Source organism: Rhodosalinus sp. (genome assembly GCF_046542825.1).
Classification (GTDB): Bacteria; Pseudomonadota; Alphaproteobacteria; order Rhodobacterales; family Rhodobacteraceae; genus Rhodosalinus.
On sequence record NZ_JBKHAQ010000010.1, the window covers coordinates 13,459 to 34,405 of the forward strand.

Here is a 20,947-nt window from a genome sequence, read left to right on the forward strand (position 1 = left end):
TCCTTTGACGAGATGAGTCTGGCACGTTTGCCGGGTGGCGAAAAGCGCGCCGCGCCACGAAGAATTTTCGATCGAAAATTCTTCTGCGGGTGGCGATCGGAGCGCGGGAGGTTTTTCGATCGAAAAACCTCCCGCTGGGTCAGACGTTGGGCTCGCCCTCCAGCCCGAGCAGGCGACGCATCGTCGTCCAGTGCCCCGGCAGGCGCGGCGGTCGCGCCAGCCCCTGGGCGATCTCCGCCTCCCACGGGGCCATCTCGCGCGCGGCGAAATCCCGGCCCCAGTCAAGAAAGCGCATCGCGTCGCCCGGACGGAGGCGGCAGGCAGAGCCCACCAGCCCCACCAGTGTCTCGGCAGGCGAATACCATTCGTCCTGGATCGCCGTGACCCTGCCCCGCATCAGCGGCCCGATCGCGCGCATCAGCCGCGTGTCGGAGAAGACGAGCAGAAGGCGCCCCATCTCGCTCCGGTCATAGCCGATGAGCGGCGGGAAGGTGTCGAAGAAGACCGCCCGCCCGTCCTGCAGCGCGAAGTTGCGGATCGAGGGGTGGAAACCCACCCGCGCCGGGTGCCCCCGTACCGCGTGCCAGAAACGGGCGATCTCCTGCCCCGCCGCCTCCAGCAGCGCGACCGCCCCCGCGCCGTCGGCGGCGCGGATCTGCGGGCGCAGCATCGCCTCGGCCGGCAGCGCCTGCTGCACGACGACCGGGGCGAGGCCGCCGTCCAGCGGCACAAGGCGGAACGCCGTCTCCGGCACCCGCAAGCCTGTCTCTTGCAAGAGCGAAAGATAGGCATCATGCGACGTGGCGAGACGGTCCAGCAGGTCGCGGTCGCCCAGCGCGCGGTAGACCTTGATCACCCGGTCGGACCACGGGCCTTCTGCGGGGCGGAACGGCGCGCAGAAATAGCCCAGCCGCGAGACCGGCCGCGTGCCGCGCGCACGTTCTGCCCGGATCAGGCGGGCCAGTTCCTCCGTCTCGTCGGTCATCGCACCTCCGGCTTCATGGCGCGCCCTCTAGCCCGATCAGAGGCGGCGCGCCACCTCCGCAGCCAGCGCGCCGATCTCGTCGCGCGCAGGCGTCCTGGGCGCCTCGAGCGCGCCGAGGCCCTGGCCCAGCGTCTCGGCATAGACGACGCGGTGGGCCAGCGCCGTGTCGGCGACCATCGCCTCGAGCGCGCGGGCCGCCTCGGCCACTTCGGCACCCAGCCGGGTGCCGGCGCGGGCACGGTTCATCACCAGCATCGCGGGCCTGCCCTCGCGCCGGGCAAGGTCGAGCACGCCTTCGGTCGCCCACAGGTCGACATGCGACGAGGCAACCGGCACCAGCACCAGATCCGCAGCCCTGAGCCCCGGGCGCAGGTCGCTGTCGGCCTTGGGCGGGGTGTCCACGATGACGAAGTCGTGGCTGCAGGCGAGCTTGCGGGTCTCGTAGCCCACCCCCCAGGCGGAGGAGGTCGAGAACTCGATGTCCGGCGCCTCCATCCGCTCGATCCGGGTCATGAACCAGCGCCCGAGGCTGCCCTGCGGATCGGTGTCGATCAGCGCCACCGAATGCCCGGCGCGCGCCCAGGCGACGGCGAGGTTCGCGGCCAGCGTCGTCTTGCCGGAGCCGCCCTTCTGCTGCGCGATGGTGATGATCCGCCCTTCGGCCATGGCTGCGCCCCCGATGGTGCCGCCGGAGCCGGCGGAGAATGCCGCAGCGCAGCATAACAGGCTGCGGGGCAGAGCGCCAGCGCCTGCACGCTGGCCGGGCCGGGCTGCGTTAAAAATGCGTTAAGCCTCCTGCGCCAGAGTCCCCGTGCAGCAGCGGAGGCCGCGATGCGACGCATGATTCTGAGCCTGTGCCTCGCCGCACTGGCGTGGACGCCGGCCACGGCCGGGCCCTGGCCGCGGGAGGAGGGCCGCGGCTTCGCCGCGCTGGCCTGGCGCGGCGGGGCGCAAGCCGCGGGAGCCTACACCTCGTTCTATCTCGACTACGGGCTGGGGCCCCGCCTGACCCTCGGGCTCGATGCCGGGCGCGCGCGGGACGGCGGCGGAAAGGCGATCCTGTTCATCCAGCGCGCCGGAACCGCGGGCCGCTTCCGGCAGTCCTGGCAGCTGGGCCTCGGCGCAAGGAACCGCGCGGCCGTCCTGACGCCCGGCCTGTCGCTGGGACTCGGGTTCGGCGATGCGCGGCGCAGCGGCTGGCTGACGGCCGATGCCGTCGCTCCGATCGGAGCGGACGGCGCCACGGACCTGAAGCTTGACCTGACCGCAGGCCTCTCCCACCCCGACGGCCGCAAGTCGATACTGCAGCTTCAGAGCGGGCGGATGGGCGACGATCTGCCCTTCGCCAAACTGGAGGCGAGCGTCGCGCTGCCGCTGGGGCGACGCACCTCGCTCACGCTTGGCGCCTTCCGGGGCCTGGGCGACAACGACGAGCGCGGTGTGGCGATCGGCCTCTGGCAGCGGTTCTGATCTGGCGCCTGATCTCGCCATGCCCTACCCATCCGCACATGGCGCAATCCCTGATTCTAGAGACCGACGAAGAAGCCCGCACGCTGGCGCGGCGGCTGATCGACACCGCCCGCCACGGCGCGCTTGCGGTGCGCGACCCCGAGACCGGGCATCCGATGGTGAGCCGCGTGGCGATTGCGACCGACCCGGAGGGCGCGCCGCTGAGCCTGGTGTCGGACCTCTCGCACCACAGCCGCGCGCTGAAGAGCGACCCGGCGTGTTCGCTGTTGCTGGGCGAGCCGGGGGCGCGGGGCGATCCGCTGACCCACCCTCGAATCACGCTGATCGCCACCGCGCGATTCCTGCCGCACGGCGACCCGGGCCATGCCGAGCTTGCCGCGCACTACCTGGCGCAGCACCCCAAGGCGAAGCTCTACATCGGCTTCGGCGACTTCGCGCTGCTGCGCTTCGAGGTATCGCACGCCCTGCTCAACGGCGGCTTCGGAAAGGCCTATGTTCTGGAGCCCGCCGATCTGACGCCGGGCGCCTGACCGGGACGGCACTGGCGGGCGACCTGCGTCATTCAATGGTCTTCAAATACCCGTCGCGACGGTGCCGTCCGCCGGGCGTGCGAACGAAGCCCGGCATGGGTATTTGTGGACCATTGAAAACCGGGGCCGTAGCCCGCGCGGACGCCGGTTCAGCTGTCCATCCGCACGGTCACGCTGACCCGGCCGCGCACCGGCTGGGACCAGTTCAGGCGCAGCTGGTCGCGGTCAGGCCCGATCTCGAGGTCGGCATGCGGCATCTCGGGCACCGAGACGCCGGCGGCGTTGCGGGTCCGGTCGGTGGGCACCAGCGCGACGATCTCGCGTGCGCGTCCGCGGAATGGCAGCCGTCCCCCGGTGTCGAGGATCCACGAGGCGGCTTCGCTGTTCTGCGTGTGGCTCAGGCGCAGCGGACAGGCGGCGCGATAGACGACGTTGTGAAAGGTGTTGCCGTCGAAGGTGACGTCGCGCGTCCGCCCGTAATCGAGGTCGGCAAAGGTGGTGTCCACTCGCTCGACCCGGTCTATGGCGCCACCCACCGCGCGAAACACGTTGCCGCTGACCGTGAGACCCGTGATCCCGTGCCCCGGTCCGTGCGGTTTGACCACGAGATAGGAGAACCAGGGCGCGACCCCGCCACAGAGGAAGGTGTTGTCGGTCATCGACAGCCCCGCGAAGCTGAAGCCGCCGGTATAGGTCGGGTTGGGGTCGCGCTCGTTCGTCCACTCGACGAAGCAGTTGTCGACGTAGTTGCCGGTGATCGTGGCGGAGGTGTTGGTGGTCACCAGCGCGATGCCTGCGAGCCGCACGCCGTTGGCCGCCGAATCGCCCTGGAAGAAGTGATTGCCCGAGATGATGCTGTTCTGCCCGCCGAGGATCGCGAAGTGGCGGAACTGCGTGCAGCGGTTGTTGCGCAGCTTCACGTCGTTGGCGTTGGCGTTGAGCGCCACCGTGGTGCGGTTCTGCGCCAGCACGTCGCCTTCGCGGGTGATGAACTGGCAGCGGTCCACCAGCAGGCCCTGGCAGCCCTCGCCGATCGAGGTGATGCCACGGTCGCGCGGGCGGGTGATGAAGCATTCGCGCAGCTGGAAGCCGACGCCCACGGGCGCCAGCATGATGCCGCTGGCCACCGTGTTGCACTGGACCTCGATGTCGGCCAGCGCGAAGCGGTCGAGCCGGTCGAAGCCGCTGAAATCCAGCATGTACTTGAAGCGGGTGAAGGTGAAGACCTGCGTGCCTTCGGCGTCGTAGAGCGGCTCCGACAGCGTGAGGTCCCCGGCGGCCACGTTCTTGGAGCGGACGTAGATCTCGCGCCCCACGCCCGCGCCCTCGACCAGCGCGCCGACGGGGATGTTGGCGATGTTGGTGACGTTGCTGAGCCGGCGGGGCGCAGATGCCGAATATGTCGCCTGCGAGGTCACGACTTCGGGCTCCCAGACCGTGTCGCCCTCGGCATAGATCTGGCCGTTGCGGATCACCCGCCGCTGCGCGAAGCTCGAGCGGTTGGGCACCGCCGCGGCCATGTCGATCGGCCCCGAGATCGAGACGCGCCGCCCGCCCATGTCCAGCGATTCGTGATCGGCGTTGTTGAGCAGCGCCTGGAACGCCTTGCGAAAGCCCTGCTCCTCGTCGCCGAAGGCGTCGATATAGACCGGCAAGCGGAAGTCGCGGGTCAGCGACAGGATCGCGTCGTCGGGCATCGACAGCTGCCCCTCGAAGATCATCGGGCTGTCGAGCGTGACATTCTGCGTCAGCCGCCAGATGCCCTCGGGCACCAGCACGCGCCGGCCGTTCGCGGCCCGGTCGGCGGCCTCGAAGGCGGCGCTGTCGTCGGTCGTGCCGTCGCCCACGGCACCGAAGTCGCGCACGTCCACCCAGCTCATCATGTCGCGGTGAAAGACGTGGGTCGCGTCCTCGATCCGCACATCGTCGATGCGCACCACGCCGCCCGAGGGGCCGGTGAGGTCGAGGCCGAAATGGCCGTAGGCGGGGTCGGTGCCCCAGACCATGTCGACGCCCCTGCGCAGCCCCGGCCCGACAATCGCGCTGATCTCGACGACCTCACCGTATTGCGTGAGCGGCACGGTTGGTCCGGTTTCCGTCAGGCCGCCGACGCCCGTGCCATCGGCGCGCGCCGGCCAGCCGGCGATGCGCACCGACGGCAGGTTGCCCGACACGGCCTTTACCCGCGCGGTGACGCGCAGGTAGCAGCCTTCAAGCATCGGCGTCTGCCCCATGTAGCGCAGCCGCTGCACGTCATCGGCCTTGAGCAGTTCCAGACAGCCGCCGAAGTCCTGGTCGGCGGGGACGAAGGCCGCGTTCGGATCGCCCTCGTAGGTGTCGGTGCCGGGCGTGCCGTTGCCCTTCGACCATTGCCCCAGACCGTCCGCGAAGGGCGGCGGCATCAGGACCGCGCCCTCGGTGATCGCCTTGTTCATCGCTTGCCCCTTCTCGCCGCGCCGGAACCCGCTCCGGATCCTCTCGCTTCGTGGGTAGCGAGCGTGGCTTAACACTCCGCGAGACCACCGGTACGTTGCGTGCGAGGCAAAAGAGGACGAAGCGGATGCCGTTCAGGCTGAAGGAAACCGATCCCACGCTGGGCGACGCGGTCCGCCGTATCGCGCTGGAACAGGTGCAGCGGGCGCAGCGCGAGGCCTCGGACGCCGATCTTGCGCCGGGCCACGCGATCCACCAGATCCGCAAGCGCTGCAAGAAGCTGCGGGGGCTGATCCGCATGGTGCGCCCCGGCTTTCCAGCCTACGCGGAAGAAAACGCCGCCATCCGCGACCTTGCGCGCGGCCTGTCCGGCCTGCGCGATCTCGAGGCGCTGATCGAGACGCACGACCGCCTGATGGCGCGCGACGAGGCCGAGGCAGGGCGCTTCGCCCCGGTCCGCGCGGCGCTGACGCGGCGCAAGCCGGACACGATGGAGCAGGTCGGCGACGACACCCGCACCGCGCTCGAGGCGCTGGCGCAGCGCATCCCCGGGTGGGAGGTCAGGGGCAAGCCGCGCAAGGCGCTGGAGGGCGGGCTGCGCAAGACCTGGGAGCGCGCGGCCCGCGCGCATGATGCCTGCCGGCAGGCGCCCACCGCAGAGGCGATGCACGAATGGCGCAAGCGGGTGAAATACCACTGGCACCACTGCCGCATCCTGACGCCGGTCTGGCCCGGCCCCGTGGGTGCGCGTGCGGAAGAGGCGAAGCGGCTTTCGGACATCCTGGGCGATCATCGCGACCTGGCGCTCTATTCGGACTACCTGGCATCCGCCGAGGCGCCGAAGCTCTCGCCCGAGGCCGCAACCGATCTTGGGCGGATCGCTGATCGCGCGCTGGCGGAGCTTGAGCGCGAGGCCTTTGCGCTCGGCGCGCGGTTCTTCGTGGAAAAGCCCAAGCGCGTCGCCGTCCGGCTGGCCGCGTTCTACCGGATCTGGGAGGCAGAGCCGCGGCGCCAGGCATGATGTCGGCAGGCGGGTGCGTGCGAGCACGCACCCTACGGACGCCGCGTCAGGCCGCGACCTCGGGCGCCTCGAGGATGCGGACGCCGTCGATCTTCCATCCGCCTTGCCCGTCCGGCTCCATCCTGTAGTCGAGCACATGATTGGCGCCCGCGCCATCGCGGATCAGCACCTTCTGATGCAATGCGCCCTCCCGCTCCTCCAGGTCGAGGAACCGCACCTCGTCGGGCCGCCAGACCATCGGGTAGCCCTGCCGCACCATGCGCCCGAAGGTCTCGGGCGTGCGAAAGATGCCCTGGATGCCCGGACTTGCATAGGTGAAGGCGCGCGCGAAATCGTCGGCGAGGAAGGCGTCGATCTGGCTCTGGATCACGTCCCGTATCGCCGGCGCGGCGGCCTCGTCTGCCCGCAGCGGCACCGCGAGCGCGAGCGTGGCGAGAAGGGCGAGCAGCAGGCGGCGCATGGGCGGGTCTCCTTCGGCTGACGCAGGGACAGCTAGACCGGTCGCCGCCAGCGTCAAAGCACGCGGGCGAAGGCGCGTTCCAGTTCGCGCACCGCACCCGTCTGGAAGCAGTGCCCATGCGCCAGCACGAGGCGCTCGGGGCGCCAGGCGATCATCCGCTCGACGCCTGCGCGGAGCTTGGCCTTGTCGAAGGTGGCGGCCATGTCGGGCGGCATCCGGCCCTTCGGATGCGCGATGCCTGCCAGCCGCACCAGCGGACGCATGAACCAGGGCAGGCGCGCGGGCTCGAAGTTCTCGATCAGGTCGGTCAGGATCAGCGTGCGCGAGGCGCGGTGGAAGAACACCGCCTCGCGGTGCACCGCGCTTCCTTCGACGATGAAATGGTCGATCTCGGCCGACCACGGCGCGGGGCCGCCCAGCCCGTGGTCAACCCGCAGCGTCATCCCGCGCGAGGCGGCGCGCCCGGCCACGCCCGGCGCGGCCCATGTCTCTGCCTGCGGGCACGCCTCGGCCCAGTCTCCGAGCCAGGCGTAGTGGATCCAGTTGGGCGCGATCAGGTGGCGGATCGGGCCGATCTCCGCAAGCCTCTCGCACAGTTCCGGCCGCCGCGGGATCGGCGAATGCAGCCAGAGCCCGCCGTCCGACAGGCGCACCACGGTCATCCGCGTCGAGAAGGGCATCCCGTAGAAGCGGATCGCGGGTCCGTCCACCAGCCACAGGTCGCACCCGAAGGGCTTGGGCGTGAAGAGGGGCGGATACCCTCGCGGCACCGCCCGCCCCCGTCAGACCAGTTCGCCCGCGAGGGCCTTGTCGATCAGCGCCACGGTCTCGGCCACGCCATAGACCGCGATGAAGCCGCCGAAGCGCGGCCCCTGCGAGGCCCCCAGCAAAACCTCGTAGAGCGCGCGGAACCAGTCGCGCAGCGGATCGAACCGCTCGCGCCCGACGGCGTAGACGACCGACTGCAACGCTTCGGCGTCCGCCGCGCCGTCCCATGCGCCGAGCTTGTCGCGCAATTCGGTCAGCGCCTCGCGCTCGAGATCGGTGGGCGCGCGGTAGACCTTCGCCGGCTTCACGAAGTCGTTGAAGTATCGCACCGCGTAGCCCGCCGCCTGATCCAGGTCCGGGTGGCTTTCGGGGCTGGCCTCCGGCGCATAGCGGCGGATGAAGCCCCAGAGCACCTCCCTGTCCTCTGCCGAGGAGACCGAGGCGAGGTTGAGCAGCATCGAGAAGGGCACCACCATTCCGCTTGTCGGCACGTGGCCCGAATGGATGTGGTAGACCGGGTTTTCCAGCTGCTTTTCCAGCGGCTGGTCGGGGTAGGCGCGCAGCTGCTGGTGATATTCGTCCATCGCCTTGGGGATGACGTCGAAATGGAGCCGCTTCGCCGTCTTGGGCTTGAGGAACATGAAATAGCTGAGCGACTCGGTCGAGGCATAGGTCAGCCATTCGTCGATGGTCAGCCCGTTGCCCTTCGACTTCGAGATCTTCTCGCCGTTCTCGTCGAGGAACAGCTCGTAGGTGAAATGCTCGGGCGGCTTCGCGCCAAGGATGCGACAGATGCCGTCGTAGACCGGCGTGTTGGTCGAGTGGTCCTTGCCATACATCTCGAAATCCACGCCCAGCGCCGCCCAGCGCGCGCCGAAGTCGGGCTTCCACTGCAGTTTCACATGGCCGCCGGTCACCGGCACCGTCCACTCGCGCCCGCGCTCGTCGTCGAAGGTGACCGTGCCCTCGCGCGCATCCACATGCTTGATCGGCACGTAAAGCACGCGCCCCGTCTCCGGGTGCAGCGGCAGGAAGATCGAATAGGTCTTCTGCCGCTCCTCGCGGAGCGTCTTGAGCATCAGTTTCATCAGATCGTCGTAGCGCTCGGCGCAGCGCAGCAGGATCTCGTCGAAGGCGCCGGAGCGGTAGAACTCGGTGGCCGAATAAAATTCGTACTCGAAGCCGAAGGCGTCGAGGAAGCGGCGCAGCATCGCGTTGTTGTGGTGCCCGAAGCTCTCGTGCGTGCCGAAGGGGTCCGGCACGCTGGTCAGCGGTTTCTGCAGGTGCTCGCGCAAGCCCTCGGGATCGGGCACGTTCTCGGGCACCTTCCGCATCCCGTCGAGGTCGTCGGAAAAGCAGATCAGCCGCGTCGGGATATCCGAGATCCGCTCGAACGCGCGGCGGATCATCGTGGTGCGGGCCACCTCGCCGAAGGTGCCGATATGCGGCAGGCCGGAGGGGCCATAGCCCGTCTCGAACAGCACATGCCCCTTTTCCGGCGGCCCCTTCTCGTAGCGTTTGAGCACGCGCCGCGCCTCTTCGAAGGGCCATGCCTTCGCGTCCATCGCTGCGTGTCGCACGTCACTCATCGGTTGCCTCCGGGGGATGCGGCGCGACCTGGCGCCGCCCGCGCCGCTCACCTATTGCCGGGGCGTCGGACAGTCAATAATGTCGTCCATGGACATACCCCGGACCCCGAAAATGAACGACACCGTCACGCCCCCCCTGAGCGCGCAGGATTGCCTTGTCGCGCTGATGGTCGCAGTCTCCGCAAGCGACGAGGATCTTCGCACCGCCGAGCTGGTCAAGATCCAGGCGCAGGTGAACCATCTGCCCGTGTTCGGCGACTATGACATCGATCGTCTGAACCTGGCCGCGCAGGTCGTCTTCGACCTCTTCGAGCAGGAGGACGGGCTCGACGCGCTGTTCGGCCTGCTGCGCGAGAACCTGCCCGAGCGGCTTTACGAGACCGCCTATGCGCTGGCCTGCGATGTGGCCGCGGCGGACGGCATGCTGCGCGAGACGGAACTGCGCCTGCTGGAAGAGATCCGTTACGAGCTGAACATCGACCGGCTGCATGCCGCTGCGATCGAACGGGCGGCAAGGGCGCGGCACATGCGGGGATGACGGCGGCAAGGAGCCTGCGCGCGGCCCTCCTGTCCGTCGCGGTCGGCGCGGCCTGCGCCGTGTCCGCGGCCGCCGCCCAACTCGAGGCGCGCATCGACCTTTCCGAACAGCTCATGACGGTGCGCTACAGCGGCCAGACGATCGCCACCTGGCCCGTCTCGACCGCGCGTCCGGGCAAGGTCACGCCCACCGGCACCTTCCGCCCCGAGCACCTGTCGGCGAACCACCGCTCGTCGCTCTACAACGACGCGCCGATGCCCTGGTCGGTCTTCTTTCACGGCAACTACGCGATTCACGGCACCGATCAGGTCGAGCGCCTGGGCAGCCCGGCCTCCGCGGGCTGCGTGCGGCTCGCGCCAGACAATGCGCGCCTGCTCTTCAACCTCGTGCGCAAGGTGGGCTTCGACGCCACGCGGATCGTTATCCGGCCCTGACGTTTTCAGGCATAGAGCGCGGCCCAGCGGCGCAGGAACTCGCTCTGCATCCGGCGCGAGCGGCCGGCCCAGGCGCGGGAGCCCGCGGGGCGGTCGAGTTGCGCGGGCGTGAGTGTCGCACGATGACCCAGGTCGCCCGTGAGGATCGCGAAGCTCAGCATCCGCCCGCCCGGCGACGCCAGATAGCCCGTAAGCGTGCTCACGAAATGCAGTGTCCCCGTCTTGGCATGCACCTCGAAGGGCGTGTTGCGCATCGGCGCACCCCGCTCGTCGCGCACGTCGTAGCGCTCCAGCAGCGGCTGGAACCCGCGCGCGCGCCCGGCGGCCACCATCGCGCCGGCCAACTCGGCGGCGGTGACGCGCGAGGCGTCGCCCAGCCCCGAATGATCCACGAAGCTGCAGCTTCTCATGCCCAGTTCCTCGGCCGCCCAGCGCGACATCGCCCCGGCCGAGGCAGCGAGCGACGAGGCGGGTGCGCCATGCGCCAGCGTTGCCGACAGGCCGACCGCCTCCGCCGTGAGGTTGGTGGAATAATCGAGCATGTCGCGCAGGATGTCGTCCAGCGATGCGCTTTCATGGCGTGCCACCACCTGCGCGCCGTCCGGCAGCGCCACGGCCTCGACCGGTGCAGGCAGGCGCAGTCCGCGGGCGCCGGCGAGTGTCTGGAAGACCTCGCCCGCGTAGAGCGCCGGGCGCCGCACCGGCAACCAGCGCGCGCCCTCGTCGCCCAGCGCGCCGCGCGCCACGCTCCAGTGATCGCGCCCGTCCTCGTCCCGGTAGGTATAGACGGGGCCGGCGCGATCCTCGACCTGCATCCGCGCGATGCGCACCTCGGGTCGGTGGCGGACCGAGCGCGCGTCCATCGTCACGTCGTAGTCGCTGCCGGCCCGTTTCCAGCCAAAGTGGACGCGGTTGAAGTTCAGGTTGAGACCAGAGATCGCGGGGTTGTATCCCACATAGGCCGGCTGGCCATCGTCGATCGTCCGCTCGTTGGGCAGCGCGCCGCCCCAGACACGGAAAGCGCCCAGCACCTCGCGCAGCCCGGCCTCCCTGACCGCGGCGGCGAGATCGGCCAGCGCGTCGGTGTCGAGCGTCGGATCGCCTCCGCCCGCAAGGATCAGGTCGCCCTTCAGGACGCCGTCCCGTATCTCGCCCGCGGCCAGAACCCGCGTCTCGAACCGATGATCCGCGCCCAGCGCCTCGAGCGCGTAGAGCGCGCTGATCGCCTTGGCCGTGCTGGCCGGCGGCAGCGCCTCGTCCGGCGCATGGGTTTCCAGAAGCGTGCCAGTCTGCAGGTCCGTCAGCGCGATGCCCACGCGCCCCGGCAGTCCCGCTCGTGCGACAAGATCCTCCGGGGTCGGCAGTGCGCGTTCGACGACGTTCCCGGAGCGTGCCAGGGGCCGCAACGAGGCGGCGGGCGGCACGGCGGCGGCGGGCGGCGCCGTCATCGCTGCGGCCGCAGCGGCACCGGTGAGAAATGCCCGTCTGTCCAGTCCCATGCGCCTGACCTCGCGCCGCCTACGGGCGGCAGGTAAACGCAGCGGCCCTCGGGTGACAAGCGCCCTTCCCGCTTTCGCGCTTCACGAGCGCGTGCCGGGCGCAGGCTTTGTGTGGAAGGCCGCCGGGCTTATGGTCGTCGCCAAGTGGCACGGTGGCCCCGCAGACCCTGGCTTCGATGCCGGGCACCCTGCTGCTGCTGACGGCCTATGCCCGGGCGCCGGCCACGCGCCTTGCTCCTTTCGTACGCTTCCAGCTTCTGGCGGCGGTGGTGCTGAGGTGGACGGTATTCGGGGAGTTGCCCGACGCGCCGACCTGGGCAAGGCTTGCGCCGATCCTCGGCGCGGGCGTGGCTTCAGCCCGTCCGGCGGCCCCGCCACTCGCCCCGCGCCCGGATCGCGCTCGAACTCAGGTCGATCATCGGCACGTTGACGAAGCACCAGGCCGGGGCCGCCGCCCCGCCCAGCCGCCGGCTCTGCGCCGCGGGCAGGCGGGCATGGCCGAACGCGCGCGCCGCGACCGAGGTCTGCGCGGCCAGCCGCAGGCCCGGCCGCGCGAGCACGCCCACCGGCACCGTCCGCATGATCCAGCGCCAGCGCTCCCAGCGGTGGAACTGCACCAGGTTGTCCGCCCCCATCAGCCATGTGAAGCGCACGCCCGGACAGGCGCGCCGCAACTCCCCCAGCGTCTCCGCGGTGTAGCGGGTTCCGACCCGCGCCTCGTAATCCGTCACGGCGATCGCCGGGTGATCCACCAGCGCCCGCACGGCCGCCATGCGCTCGGACAACGGCGCGGGTCCGTGCGGCTTGAGCGGGTTGCCGGGCGAGACCAGCCACCACACCCGGTCGAGCCCGAACCGTTTCAGCGCCTCGTGGGAGATGTGCAGATGCCCCGCGTGCGGCGGGTCGAAGGAGCCGCCCAGAAGCCCCACCCGCATCTCCGCCCGCACCGGCGGCAGCCCCGTGCCCGACCGATCCATCGCATCCCCTGCCCTGTCGCCGCGCGAGGCAGACCCGAGCGGCCCGGGAAAGTCAATCGCGCGCCCGATTGCCCCGGCCCGCGCGCTCAAGTATCACGCAGCGGACATTCCCGCAGTTTTCCGAAAGGTGCGACAGCCGATGGCCAGCTACCAGTACGTCTATCACATGGACGGCGTGTCCAAGACCTATCCCGGCGGCAAGAAGACCTTCGAGAACATCCGCCTGAATTTCCTGCCCGGCGTGAAGATCGGCGTGGTCGGCGTGAACGGCGCGGGCAAGTCGACGCTTCTGCGCATCATGGCCGGCATCGACAACGACTTCAGCGGCGAGGCCTGGGCGGCGCAGGGCGCGACCGTGGGCTACCTGCCGCAGGAGCCCGAGCTGGACCCCGCGCTCGACGTGCGCGGCAACGTGATGGAGGGGGTCAAGACCAAGCAGGACAAGCTCGACCGCTTCAACGAGCTGGCCATGAACTACTCCGACGAGACCGCCGAGGAGATGGCGCAGCTCCAGGACGAGATCGACGGCGAGGGGCTCTGGGATCTCGACAGCAAGGTCGATCAGGCCATGGAGGCGCTGCGCTGCCCGCCCGACGACGCCAGCGTCGACAGCCTCTCGGGCGGCGAGAAGCGGCGCGTGGCGCTCTGCAAGCTGCTGCTCGAAGCGCCGGACATGCTGCTCCTGGACGAGCCCACCAACCACCTCGACGCGGAAACCATCGCCTGGCTGCAACAGCACCTGATCGACTACAAGGGCACGATCCTGATCGTGACCCACGACCGCTACTTCCTCGACGAGATCACCGGCTGGATCCTCGAACTCGACCGCGGCCGCGGCATCCCCTACGAGGGCAACTATTCCAACTGGCTGGAGCAGAAGGCCAAGCGGCTGGAACAGGAGGCGCGCGAGGACAAGGCAAAGCAGAAGACGCTCGCGCGCGAGCTGGAGTGGATCCGGCAGGGCGCCAAGGCGCGGCAGGCCAAGTCCAAGGCGCGCATCCAGGCCTACGAGGAACTGGCCGGCCAGTCCGAGCGCGAGCGCGTGGGCCGCGCGCAGATCGTCATCCCGAACGGCCCGCGCCTTGGCGGCAAGGTGATCGAGGTCGAGCAGCTGCGCAAGGCGCATGGCGACAAGCTGTTGATCGAGGACCTGAGCTTTTCGCTGCCGCCGGGGGGCATCGTCGGCGTGATCGGGCCGAACGGGGCGGGCAAGACCACGCTTTTCCGCATGCTCACCGGGCAGGAACAGCCCGATGCGGGGCGGATCGACTACGGCGACACTGTCAAACTCTCCTACGTCGATCAGACGCGCGATGCGCTCGACCCTGCCCAGACCGTCTGGGAGGCGATCAGCGACGGGCAGGAGGTGATCCGGCTGGGCGACGCGGAGATCAACTCCCGCGCCTATGTCGGCGCCTTCAACTTCAAGGGCGGCGACCAGCAGAAGAAGGTGGGCCTGCTGTCGGGCGGCGAGCGCAACCGCGTGCACATGGCGCGGCTCCTGAAGGAGGGCGGCAACGTCCTGCTGCTCGACGAGCCGACCAACGACCTCGACGTGGAGACGCTGCGCGCGCTCGAGGACGCCATCGCCGATTTCGCCGGCTGCGCCGTGGTCATCAGCCACGACCGCTTCTTCCTCGACCGCATCTGCACCCATATCCTCGCCTTCGAGGGCGAGGCGCATGTCGAATGGTTCGAGGGCAACTTCGCGGACTACGAGGAAGACAAGAAGCGCCGCCTGGGCGCGGACGCGGTGGAGCCGAAGCGGATCAAGTACAAGAAGTTTGCGAGGTGAGGTGAGGGGATGGGCGGAAACGCCCGCCTCACACGCCGGGGTTTTCGTAGGGTGCGTGCTCGCACGCACCACGTTGCCGGATCAGGTGCGTGACATCACGCACCCTACGGCCATCGTCCGTGCCGGATTTCACGGTGAACGGTGGAGAATGGCCACGCCTCCGGCGTCTCGGCCAGCCCGTGTCTGACCGGATTAAGGTGGCAATACCGCTTGCAGGCCGCGAGATCGGCCGCACCGCGCACGTGATGTTCCCAGAACCGGCGCTGCCAGATCGCGCGCTCGTTGCGGGCAAGGTCGCTTGGCCGCCGCGGCCCGCGCGGGAGTCCGCGGGAGAAGCGCGCCTTGATCAGCCGCCAGCGGGTCGAGAAGTCCGCCTCGCCCTCCGGCAGCGTCCAGACGGCGTGGAGATGGTCGGGCAGCACCACCCAGGCGTCGATGCGGAAAGGGCGCTCTGCTCTTGTCTTGCGCACCGCGTCACGCAAGCGGTCGATTTCGCGCACGAGAAGGTCATCGCCCCGCTCTCGCAGGGCGACGGTGAAGAAGATGGTGGCGCCGGGAACGCGGGGACGCTTGTAGTTCGGCATGGGCTCTGCATGGCCCAACTGCGTTTAACGGCGCATGAAGATCGGTGCGTGAGATCACGCACCCTACGCCACGCCCGGCTCCTTGCCGGCCGGTTTCGCCGGGGTCTCGGGCCTGGGCGTCGGGGGCGGCCGGGGCGTCTTTCGGGCGTCGACGAAATCGTTGTAGCCCATGGGGCTGTCCTTCCCTGCCGGGGCGGGATGCGCCGGTGTCCTCCGATGACAGAGTTGACGCTGCGTGACAATCGCCTGCGCGCGCGGGGTTCACGATTTCGCTTGCCAGGCCGCCCCGGACCTGTCAGAACACAAGGGCTAACGTTACTCCACTCGACCAGCTGTCTCCCTTACCGGCGCTCAGTACATCGACACGGACGACTGACGCCAGGCTGCCGCATGTCGCGGGCAGCGCCCAAGAAGGAGACCACGGACATGGCCAATGGCACCGTGAAATGGTTCAACACCACCAAAGGCTTCGGCTTCATCGCACCCGAGACGGGCGGCAAGGACGTCTTCGTCCACATCTCGGCTGTCGAGCGCGCAGGCCTCACCGGCCTCGCCGATGACCAGAAGGTGACCTACGACGTGGAGTCGGGCCGCGACGGCCGCGAGTCGGCGACCAACCTCGCCCTCGCCTGATCCGACCCGACCGGACGACATGAGGGGCGTGGCGGAGAAATCCGCCGCGCCCTTTTTCGTGCCCACCCCTCTTTTTCATGCCCGCCCCGCCCGGCGCGGCAGCCCCCGGGCCGCACCTGCGCCCTGCCACCCATCCGCGGCAGGTGTGATTCGCATCCGTCCGGGCGCCGTTGCGCGATCAGTGCGCCCGGCTTGGACGAATTGGACCCATGCGCTCAACGGCGTCACCCGGTTCCGCCACAATTTCAGCCTGATTTCGACCGGTTTCACTGTTTCCGCAGCCCCGACAATCGAGCGGCCGATTGCGGAACATCCTCCCCCGCCCGACCTGATGACGCAGCGTCAGTGTCCTATCCGGCTCCGCGGCGGTGTCCGATACTGGAAACAATTTCTCGCGAGGCTCCCCCTCCGACCCCGTCTCTCTCCTTGCGGTTGTCCGAATATGGCCATTTTTCTTCTTTTTTGAGCAGTGGCTTGCGGCTACACAAATGGAGCCCGACTGGGGGGTAAAGTCTGCTGGCCACGGGGGCGGCCGCCGAAAAACGCTCGCTTTGCGTCTTCGGATGCACAGCCGTCGCCGGTGCGCGTGCATCGTCCCGGCAGGATAGGCGCCTGACCGGACAGAGTCTGCGGGGCGTGGCGGAAATGGTAGTCGGCCGGGACCCTCCGGCCACCCGGGCCGATGCCCATGCGGCTGGCCCGGCTTCGTGGAAGGGATGAAAAGATGCCTGATCGCGTTCTCGACTGGAGCCTGGTGGGCCCGTTGAACTATCGCCTGGAACCGACCGAGACCGTCGACACGGGCGGCATCGTCGCGACGGTCAACTACACCTCGGAGTGGAATGATAGCGGCGCGTTCTATGTCGGCGTAAGCCAGTACACCGCGCCAGGCGAGCCCTTCGACGACGCCACCGGCCTGAAGCTCGCCGGTGGCCGCAACCCGGACGGCGGGGAACAGGACGTCTCGACCACGACGATCAGCTTCGCGTCCAACGATCAGGAATTCGGCGACTCGGTGCAGAACGTGTCGTTCCGCATTTCCGATATCGACACCGGCACCGATCCGGACGCGCCCGGTGAGGGCGACGGGCTTCACGAGGACATCATCACGGTCCGCGCCTACGACAGCGACGACAACGAGATCCCGGTCAGCATCACGCCCGGCTCGGGCGTGTCGGTGTCGGGCAACACGATGACGGGCACGGGCGACAATCTAGAGCCCTCCGACCCGGAGGCTTCGGCGCTGGTCGAGGTGGCGGGGCCGGTCTCGCGCCTGGAGTTCGACTACAACAACGGCGCCGATGCGGGACAGCGCGTCTTCGTCAGCGACATTCACTTCGAGACCACCGACAGCGGCGGCGACCTGAACGGGATCGTCGAGGGCACCCCCGGCGACGACATGATCGACCTTGGCTACGACGGCGATCCCGAGGGCGACCGCATCGACAACGATGACAACATTTTCCCCGGCAACGGACCGGACGACGACATCGTCGAGGCCTTCGAGGGCGACGACACGGTGATCGCCGGCGAGGGGTCGGATACGGTCTACGGCGGCGACGGCGATGATGTCATCGAGACCGGCAACAGCGCCGGTGGCGGGCTTGGCATCATCGACGAGGAGGTCTTTCCCGGCACGCCCGTCGATCCCGACCCCGAAGACGACCGCGACCTGGTCGAAGGCGGCGACGGCAACGACTCGATCTCGGCCGGCGACGACCGCGACACCATCCTGGGCGGCGCGGGGGACGACACGATCGAGGGCGGCATCGACGACGACAGCATCGAAGGCGGCGTCGGCAACGACTCGATCACCGACGTGCAGGGCGCCGACACGATCAGCGGCGGCGATGGCGACGACACGATCATCGCCGGCACCGACACCTTCTCCGATTATGTCGGCGACGACCCGAACCTTCCGCTGCCGGGCTTCCCGGGCGTTCTGAGCGACCCCAACACCGACGACGGGCGCGACCTGGTCGATGGCGGCGACGGCAACGATTACATCGAGGGGGGAGACGACGCCGACACGATCCTGGGCGGCGCGGGGAACGACACGCTCGATGGCGGCATCGACGACGACAGCATCGAGGGCGGCACCGGCGACGACTCGATCATCGGCGCGCACGGCTCTGACAGCCTCTACGGCGGCGAAGGCCACGACTTCATCGACGCCCGCGGCGAAGTCTCCGGCGCGCTCTTCCCGAACGAGCCCGATGCCACCGATCCCGTGCCCGACAACGACCGCGACCATGTCGAGGGTGGCACCGGAAACGACACCATCCTGACCGGCGACGACGACGACACCGTTCTGGGTGGCGACGGCGACGACATGATCGACCTCGGGATCGACGACGACTCGGCCGAAGGCGGCGCGGGCAACGACACCATCCTTGGCGGTGAGGGAAATGACACCCTTATCGGTGGCGACGGTGCGGACCTTCTCGAGGGCGGCGACGACCGTGACCTGTTCATCGGTGCCGACGCTGGCGACGTGATCGCCGGCGGCGGCGGCGGCGACGACTTCGACACGCTCGACCTGCGCGGCGTGGGCCCCTTCCGGCTGACCGACCTGGTGCCGGACGCCGAAGGCGACGGGCGCGACGGGACCGTGGAATTCCTCGACTCTCCCGGCGGCGCCGTGAGCGGCACGGCGACCTTCACCAACATCGAGGAGATCATCTGCTTCACCCCCGGCACGGTCATCGCCACCCCGCGCGGCGAGCGGCTGGTCGAGGACCTGAAGGCCGGCGACCGGATCATCACCCGCGACAACGGCATCCAGGAAATCGCCTGGACCGGCACCAAGGCACTGACCGGGCATCAGCTGGCACGGATGCCGCATCTGCGGCCGATCCTGATCCAGGCCGGGTCGCTGGGCAACGGACTGCCCGAGCAGGATCTGCTGGTCAGCCCGAACCACCGGGTTCTGGTCGCCAACGACAAGACCGCGCTCTACTTCGACGAGAGCGAGGTGCTGGTCGCGGCCAAGCATCTGACCGGGCTTGAAGGCGTCGACGAGGTGACGAGCCTCGGGGTGACCTATGTGCACTTCATGTTCGAACGTCACGAGGTCGTGCTGTCGAACGGCGCCTGGACCGAAAGCTTCCAGCCTGGCGATCACAGCCTGCAGGGCATCGGCAACGCCCAGCGCGCGGAGATCTTCGAGCTCTTCCCGGAGCTCGAGCGCGAGGGCACCGTGGCCGGTGGCTTCGGCGCGGCCCGGCGCGTGCTGAAAAAGCACGAAGCGAGCCTGCTCGCCAAGTGATCGCGTCCGAGGACCGCGGCGTGCGGAGTCATCGCGCGCGGCGGTCCCTTTCAAATGCAGCGACGCCAGCGCGACCGGATCGCGCCGGCGTCACCCATGGCGGAGGGCGCGATGCCCCTCGTCAAGGCCGGGCGTCCAGGGGGCTGGCGCCTGCGCCCTAACCGCCGGGGAGCGGTCGCGCCAAGGCGCCGCTGCTCTCCGGCCAGACATCCCGGTCTGGCCCTCGCGGCGCAACGGGGCACAGTCCGGAACAGGACGGACCCAACAGGAACGGAAACATGCCGATTGCATTGCCACTGCCAAGCGCATCCGGCGAGGGCGCATCGCTCCCCCCGGTCCACGCCATTCTCGCCGGCGAAGCCGGTCCCGTGTCGCTGCAGGCACTGGGCACGGGTGACGCACTCTCGACAGCGGCCGGGTCGCCGGAAACGGTGATCTGGCTGGGCAGGCGCCGGATCACGGCCGCGCGGCTGGCGGCGGCACCGCGGCTCTCGCCCGTATGGATCCGGCGCGGCGCGCTGGGCGACAACATTCCGGCCCGTGACCTGCTGCTGTCACCCGAGCAGCGCGTGCGGTTTTCGGATCCGCGGGCGGGGACGTGGTTCGGAACCGCGGAGATTGCCGTCGCGGCCGTGCAGCTCACCTTCATACCGGGCGTCGAGCAGATCGCGCCCCGCGATGTCCTCTATGTGCATCCGATCCTTTCAGCGGCCGGCGCAATCCGCGTCAACGGCGCCTGGATCGAGGCGGCGCATCCCGGGACGCCCGAGATGGACGACCCCGCAAGCCCCATGCGCCAGGAACTGCTTCGGCTTTTCCCCGAACTCGTGACCCTGCGCGGCCGGCTGACCGCGGCCGCCACGGCGCGTCCGGCGGCCACCGCCGCCAATGCGGGCTAGTCCGCCGGATCCGTCGCTGCCTGCGCCGCGCGCGCTTCTGCAACCTCTGCCAGGGCTTCGGCGCGCGCGGCAAGTTCGGCCAGCGTTCGGGTGACCGTGTCCGGCACGACCGGCACCTCGACCCGCTCCGGTTCGGTCGGCTGTTGCGCCTCCAGTTCGGTGATCCGGGCGGCCTGTGCAGCAAGCTTCTCTTCGGCTTCACGCAGGCGGTCCTCTACCCCGGCTGTCTTGTCGGCCAGCATCAGACCGGCCATCAACAGCATCCGCGCCTCGGGCAGGCGGCCGATCTGGTCGACGAGGACGCCGGCCTCGGCGTCAAGCATCCGGGCCGCGCTCAGCAGGTAGTGTTCCTCGCCCTCCTGGCAGGCGACCTCGAAGCTGCGCCCACCGATCTCGATCTCGACATTCGGCATCACCCTGCCTCCTGTTCTTCGGCCGCCCGGTCCGGCCCCGCCTCTCCGGCCAGGGCCTGCTCCGCCAGCGGGCCGAGCACCGCGAGGATGGCCGCGACCTCGGCACTCTCCGTCGCCCGCTCGGCGCGCAGGGCCTCGACCTCGGCGCGCATCCCGGCATCGATCAGGTCGGGATCCCCCACACCCTGCTCGTTGGCCTGCCGCAGCGCCGCGTTGTTCTCGCGAAGCTGTCGCGCGACCCGACGCACCCCCTGCACCTCGGCATCGAGTTGCGCCAGCGCCGCCTTCTGCTCCTCGACCTCGCGGTGCAGCGCGGCGACCCGTGTCTCCTGCCGGTCGCGGATCGCCTGCACGCGCGCCTCCAGCTGGGCATTGGCAGTGCGCTCTTCGTCGAGCTGCGTCCGCAGCGCGGCCAGTTCCTCGGGGTCGATCTCCGGCGCTGAGGGTGGCGCCGCGGCCGCTTCGGCGAGGCGGTCCATGGCGATGCCGATCCGTTCCATCGCGGCGGCTATACGCGATTCGAGTTGCTCGATCTCGGACATCTCTGCGTCCTCCCTGACCTGCGCCGCGCCGCTCCCCGGCAGAACACGAATCGCCCGCGCGGCGTGACGCGCCGAGTGTAGCCGAGCCATCGGGAAATTGCGCCCCCTT

20 protein-coding genes are annotated in these 20,947 nt (G+C 69.4%); 9 read left to right on the top strand and 11 right to left on the bottom strand.

Going from position 1 to position 20,947, the window contains the following annotated elements; translation table 11 throughout:
• Window positions 1–139: 139 nt before the first annotated feature.
• Window positions 140–985, bottom strand: coding sequence for a DUF6206 family protein (locus tag ACLFOB_RS02665; RefSeq protein WP_410916086.1), 846 nt, complete (start codon window positions 983–985; stop codon window positions 140–142).
• A gap of 36 nt (window positions 986–1,021) precedes the next feature.
• A complete protein-coding gene (gene parA / locus ACLFOB_RS02670) occupies window positions 1,022–1,651 on the bottom strand; it encodes a ParA family partition ATPase (RefSeq protein WP_410924720.1) in 630 nt (209 codons plus the stop codon).
• A 165-nt stretch (window positions 1,652–1,816) separates the two neighbouring features.
• Here parA and ACLFOB_RS02675 point away from each other — a divergent pair, with 165 nt between their 5' ends.
• Together ACLFOB_RS02675 and ACLFOB_RS02680 are read left to right on the top strand one after the other, a co-directional pair.
• Entirely contained in the window at window positions 1,817–2,455 is a 639-nt protein-coding gene (locus tag ACLFOB_RS02675; protein WP_410924722.1) for a hypothetical protein, read from the top strand.
• A gap of 38 nt (window positions 2,456–2,493) precedes the next feature.
• Window positions 2,494–2,985, top strand: coding sequence for a HugZ family protein (locus ACLFOB_RS02680; protein ID WP_410924724.1), 492 nt, complete (start codon window positions 2,494–2,496; stop codon window positions 2,983–2,985).
• A gap of 149 nt (window positions 2,986–3,134) precedes the next feature.
• On the opposite strand, the gene ACLFOB_RS02685 is transcribed toward ACLFOB_RS02680, so the two are convergent.
• Window positions 3,135–5,420, bottom strand: coding sequence for a right-handed parallel beta-helix repeat-containing protein (locus tag ACLFOB_RS02685; RefSeq protein WP_410924726.1), 2,286 nt, complete (start codon window positions 5,418–5,420; stop codon window positions 3,135–3,137).
• A 125-nt stretch (window positions 5,421–5,545) separates the two neighbouring features.
• Here ACLFOB_RS02685 and ACLFOB_RS02690 point away from each other — a divergent pair, with 125 nt between their 5' ends.
• Entirely contained in the window at window positions 5,546–6,439 is an 894-nt protein-coding gene (locus ACLFOB_RS02690; protein WP_410924728.1) for a CHAD domain-containing protein, read from the top strand.
• A gap of 46 nt (window positions 6,440–6,485) precedes the next feature.
• On the opposite strand, the gene ACLFOB_RS02695 is transcribed toward ACLFOB_RS02690, so the two are convergent.
• The 3 genes from ACLFOB_RS02695 to ACLFOB_RS02705 are packed head-to-tail and all read right to left on the bottom strand — an operon-like array spanning window position 6,486 to window position 9,256.
• Complete coding sequence (locus tag ACLFOB_RS02695; RefSeq protein WP_410924729.1) at window positions 6,486–6,899, bottom strand: DUF4864 domain-containing protein; 414 nt, start codon at window positions 6,897–6,899, stop codon at window positions 6,486–6,488.
• Between the two features lie 53 nt (window positions 6,900–6,952).
• Window positions 6,953–7,669, bottom strand: a complete 717-nt coding sequence (locus ACLFOB_RS02700) for a DUF4336 domain-containing protein (protein WP_410924731.1) — start codon at window positions 7,667–7,669, stop codon at window positions 6,953–6,955.
• A gap of 12 nt (window positions 7,670–7,681) precedes the next feature.
• A complete protein-coding gene (locus tag ACLFOB_RS02705; protein ID WP_410924733.1) occupies window positions 7,682–9,256 on the bottom strand; it encodes a lysine--tRNA ligase in 1,575 nt (524 codons plus the stop codon).
• Window positions 9,257–9,368: 112 nt separating this feature from the next.
• Here ACLFOB_RS02705 and ACLFOB_RS02710 point away from each other — a divergent pair, with 112 nt between their 5' ends.
• Window positions 9,369–9,794 (top strand): tellurite resistance TerB family protein, encoded by a 426-nt coding sequence (locus ACLFOB_RS02710; RefSeq protein ID WP_410918236.1) that lies wholly within the window; start codon window positions 9,369–9,371, stop codon window positions 9,792–9,794.
• Window positions 9,791–10,228: a L,D-transpeptidase gene (locus ACLFOB_RS02715; protein ID WP_410918235.1), complete on the top strand. Its 438-nt coding sequence runs from the start codon at window positions 9,791–9,793 to the stop codon at window positions 10,226–10,228. Before ACLFOB_RS02710 ends, ACLFOB_RS02715 begins: the two co-directional genes overlap by 4 nt.
• Before the next feature lie 5 nt (window positions 10,229–10,233).
• On the opposite strand, the gene dacB is transcribed toward ACLFOB_RS02715, so the two are convergent.
• Both dacB and ACLFOB_RS02725 read right to left on the bottom strand, forming a co-directional pair.
• Window positions 10,234–11,727 (bottom strand): D-alanyl-D-alanine carboxypeptidase/D-alanyl-D-alanine-endopeptidase, encoded by a 1,494-nt coding sequence (dacB, locus tag ACLFOB_RS02720; protein ID WP_410924735.1) that lies wholly within the window; start codon window positions 11,725–11,727, stop codon window positions 10,234–10,236.
• Window positions 11,728–12,080: 353 nt separating this feature from the next.
• Complete coding sequence (locus ACLFOB_RS02725) at window positions 12,081–12,662, bottom strand: nicotinate-nucleotide adenylyltransferase (RefSeq protein WP_410924745.1); 582 nt, start codon at window positions 12,660–12,662, stop codon at window positions 12,081–12,083.
• 181 nt (window positions 12,663–12,843) lie between these two features.
• Between ACLFOB_RS02725 and ettA the strand changes: the two genes are divergently transcribed.
• Window positions 12,844–14,499, top strand: coding sequence for an energy-dependent translational throttle protein EttA (ettA, locus tag ACLFOB_RS02730; RefSeq protein ID WP_410916216.1), 1,656 nt, complete (start codon window positions 12,844–12,846; stop codon window positions 14,497–14,499).
• 104 nt (window positions 14,500–14,603) lie between these two features.
• Here ettA and ACLFOB_RS02735 read toward each other — a convergent pair whose 3' ends face one another.
• Window positions 14,604–15,083 (bottom strand): REP-associated tyrosine transposase, encoded by a 480-nt coding sequence (locus tag ACLFOB_RS02735; protein WP_410916215.1) that lies wholly within the window; start codon window positions 15,081–15,083, stop codon window positions 14,604–14,606.
• Between the two features lie 426 nt (window positions 15,084–15,509).
• Between ACLFOB_RS02735 and ACLFOB_RS02740 the strand changes: the two genes are divergently transcribed.
• The 3 genes from ACLFOB_RS02740 to ACLFOB_RS02750 all read left to right on the top strand — a co-directional run bounded on the left by ACLFOB_RS02740 (window position 15,510) and on the right by ACLFOB_RS02750 (window position 19,883).
• Window positions 15,510–15,716: a cold-shock protein gene (locus tag ACLFOB_RS02740; RefSeq protein WP_410916213.1), complete on the top strand. Its 207-nt coding sequence runs from the start codon at window positions 15,510–15,512 to the stop codon at window positions 15,714–15,716.
• Between the two features lie 724 nt (window positions 15,717–16,440).
• Window positions 16,441–18,984: a Hint domain-containing protein gene (locus ACLFOB_RS02745; RefSeq protein ID WP_410916211.1), complete on the top strand. Its 2,544-nt coding sequence runs from the start codon at window positions 16,441–16,443 to the stop codon at window positions 18,982–18,984.
• Window positions 18,985–19,262: 278 nt separating this feature from the next.
• A complete protein-coding gene (locus tag ACLFOB_RS02750; protein WP_410924737.1) occupies window positions 19,263–19,883 on the top strand; it encodes a Hint domain-containing protein in 621 nt (206 codons plus the stop codon).
• Here the strand turns inward: ACLFOB_RS02750 and ACLFOB_RS02755 are convergent.
• Together ACLFOB_RS02755 and ACLFOB_RS02760 are read right to left on the bottom strand one after the other, a co-directional pair.
• Complete coding sequence (locus tag ACLFOB_RS02755; protein ID WP_410916207.1) at window positions 19,880–20,296, bottom strand: cell division protein ZapA; 417 nt, start codon at window positions 20,294–20,296, stop codon at window positions 19,880–19,882. The genes ACLFOB_RS02750 and ACLFOB_RS02755 overlap by 4 nt on opposite strands.
• Window positions 20,296–20,838 carry a hypothetical protein gene (locus tag ACLFOB_RS02760; protein WP_410916205.1) on the bottom strand — a complete coding sequence of 181 codons (543 nt, stop codon included), beginning with the start codon at window positions 20,836–20,838 and terminating at the stop codon, window positions 20,296–20,298. Before ACLFOB_RS02760 ends, ACLFOB_RS02755 begins: the two co-directional genes overlap by 1 nt.
• Window positions 20,839–20,947: the final 109 nt, after the last annotated feature.

Excerpts from the sequence above, each read along its gene's own strand:
- ACLFOB_RS02665 (WP_410916086.1), bottom strand. The coding sequence starts at position 985 with ATGACCGACGAGACGGAGGAACTGGCCCGCCTGATCCGGGCAGAACGT.
- parA (WP_410924720.1), bottom strand. The coding sequence starts at position 1,651 with ATGGCCGAAGGGCGGATCATCACCATCGCGCAGCAGAAGGGCGGCTCC.
- ACLFOB_RS02675 (WP_410924722.1), top strand. The coding sequence starts at position 1,817 with ATGCGACGCATGATTCTGAGCCTGTGCCTCGCCGCACTGGCGTGGACG.
- ACLFOB_RS02680 (WP_410924724.1), top strand. The coding sequence starts at position 2,494 with ATGGCGCAATCCCTGATTCTAGAGACCGACGAAGAAGCCCGCACGCTG.
- ACLFOB_RS02685 (WP_410924726.1), bottom strand. The coding sequence starts at position 5,420 with ATGAACAAGGCGATCACCGAGGGCGCGGTCCTGATGCCGCCGCCCTTC.
- ACLFOB_RS02690 (WP_410924728.1), top strand. The coding sequence starts at position 5,546 with ATGCCGTTCAGGCTGAAGGAAACCGATCCCACGCTGGGCGACGCGGTC.
- ACLFOB_RS02695 (WP_410924729.1), bottom strand. The coding sequence starts at position 6,899 with ATGCGCCGCCTGCTGCTCGCCCTTCTCGCCACGCTCGCGCTCGCGGTG.
- ACLFOB_RS02705 (WP_410924733.1), bottom strand. The coding sequence starts at position 9,256 with ATGAGTGACGTGCGACACGCAGCGATGGACGCGAAGGCATGGCCCTTC.
- ACLFOB_RS02710 (WP_410918236.1), top strand. The coding sequence starts at position 9,369 with ATGAACGACACCGTCACGCCCCCCCTGAGCGCGCAGGATTGCCTTGTC.
- ACLFOB_RS02715 (WP_410918235.1), top strand. The coding sequence starts at position 9,791 with ATGACGGCGGCAAGGAGCCTGCGCGCGGCCCTCCTGTCCGTCGCGGTC.
- dacB (WP_410924735.1), bottom strand. The coding sequence starts at position 11,727 with ATGGGACTGGACAGACGGGCATTTCTCACCGGTGCCGCTGCGGCCGCA.
- ACLFOB_RS02725 (WP_410924745.1), bottom strand. The coding sequence starts at position 12,662 with ATGCGGGTGGGGCTTCTGGGCGGCTCCTTCGACCCGCCGCACGCGGGG.
- ettA (WP_410916216.1), top strand. The coding sequence starts at position 12,844 with ATGGCCAGCTACCAGTACGTCTATCACATGGACGGCGTGTCCAAGACC.
- ACLFOB_RS02735 (WP_410916215.1), bottom strand. The coding sequence starts at position 15,083 with ATGCCGAACTACAAGCGTCCCCGCGTTCCCGGCGCCACCATCTTCTTC.
- ACLFOB_RS02740 (WP_410916213.1), top strand. The coding sequence starts at position 15,510 with ATGGCCAATGGCACCGTGAAATGGTTCAACACCACCAAAGGCTTCGGC.
- ACLFOB_RS02745 (WP_410916211.1), top strand. The coding sequence starts at position 16,441 with ATGCCTGATCGCGTTCTCGACTGGAGCCTGGTGGGCCCGTTGAACTAT.
- ACLFOB_RS02750 (WP_410924737.1), top strand. The coding sequence starts at position 19,263 with ATGCCGATTGCATTGCCACTGCCAAGCGCATCCGGCGAGGGCGCATCG.
- ACLFOB_RS02755 (WP_410916207.1), bottom strand. The coding sequence starts at position 20,296 with ATGCCGAATGTCGAGATCGAGATCGGTGGGCGCAGCTTCGAGGTCGCC.
- ACLFOB_RS02760 (WP_410916205.1), bottom strand. The coding sequence starts at position 20,838 with ATGTCCGAGATCGAGCAACTCGAATCGCGTATAGCCGCCGCGATGGAA.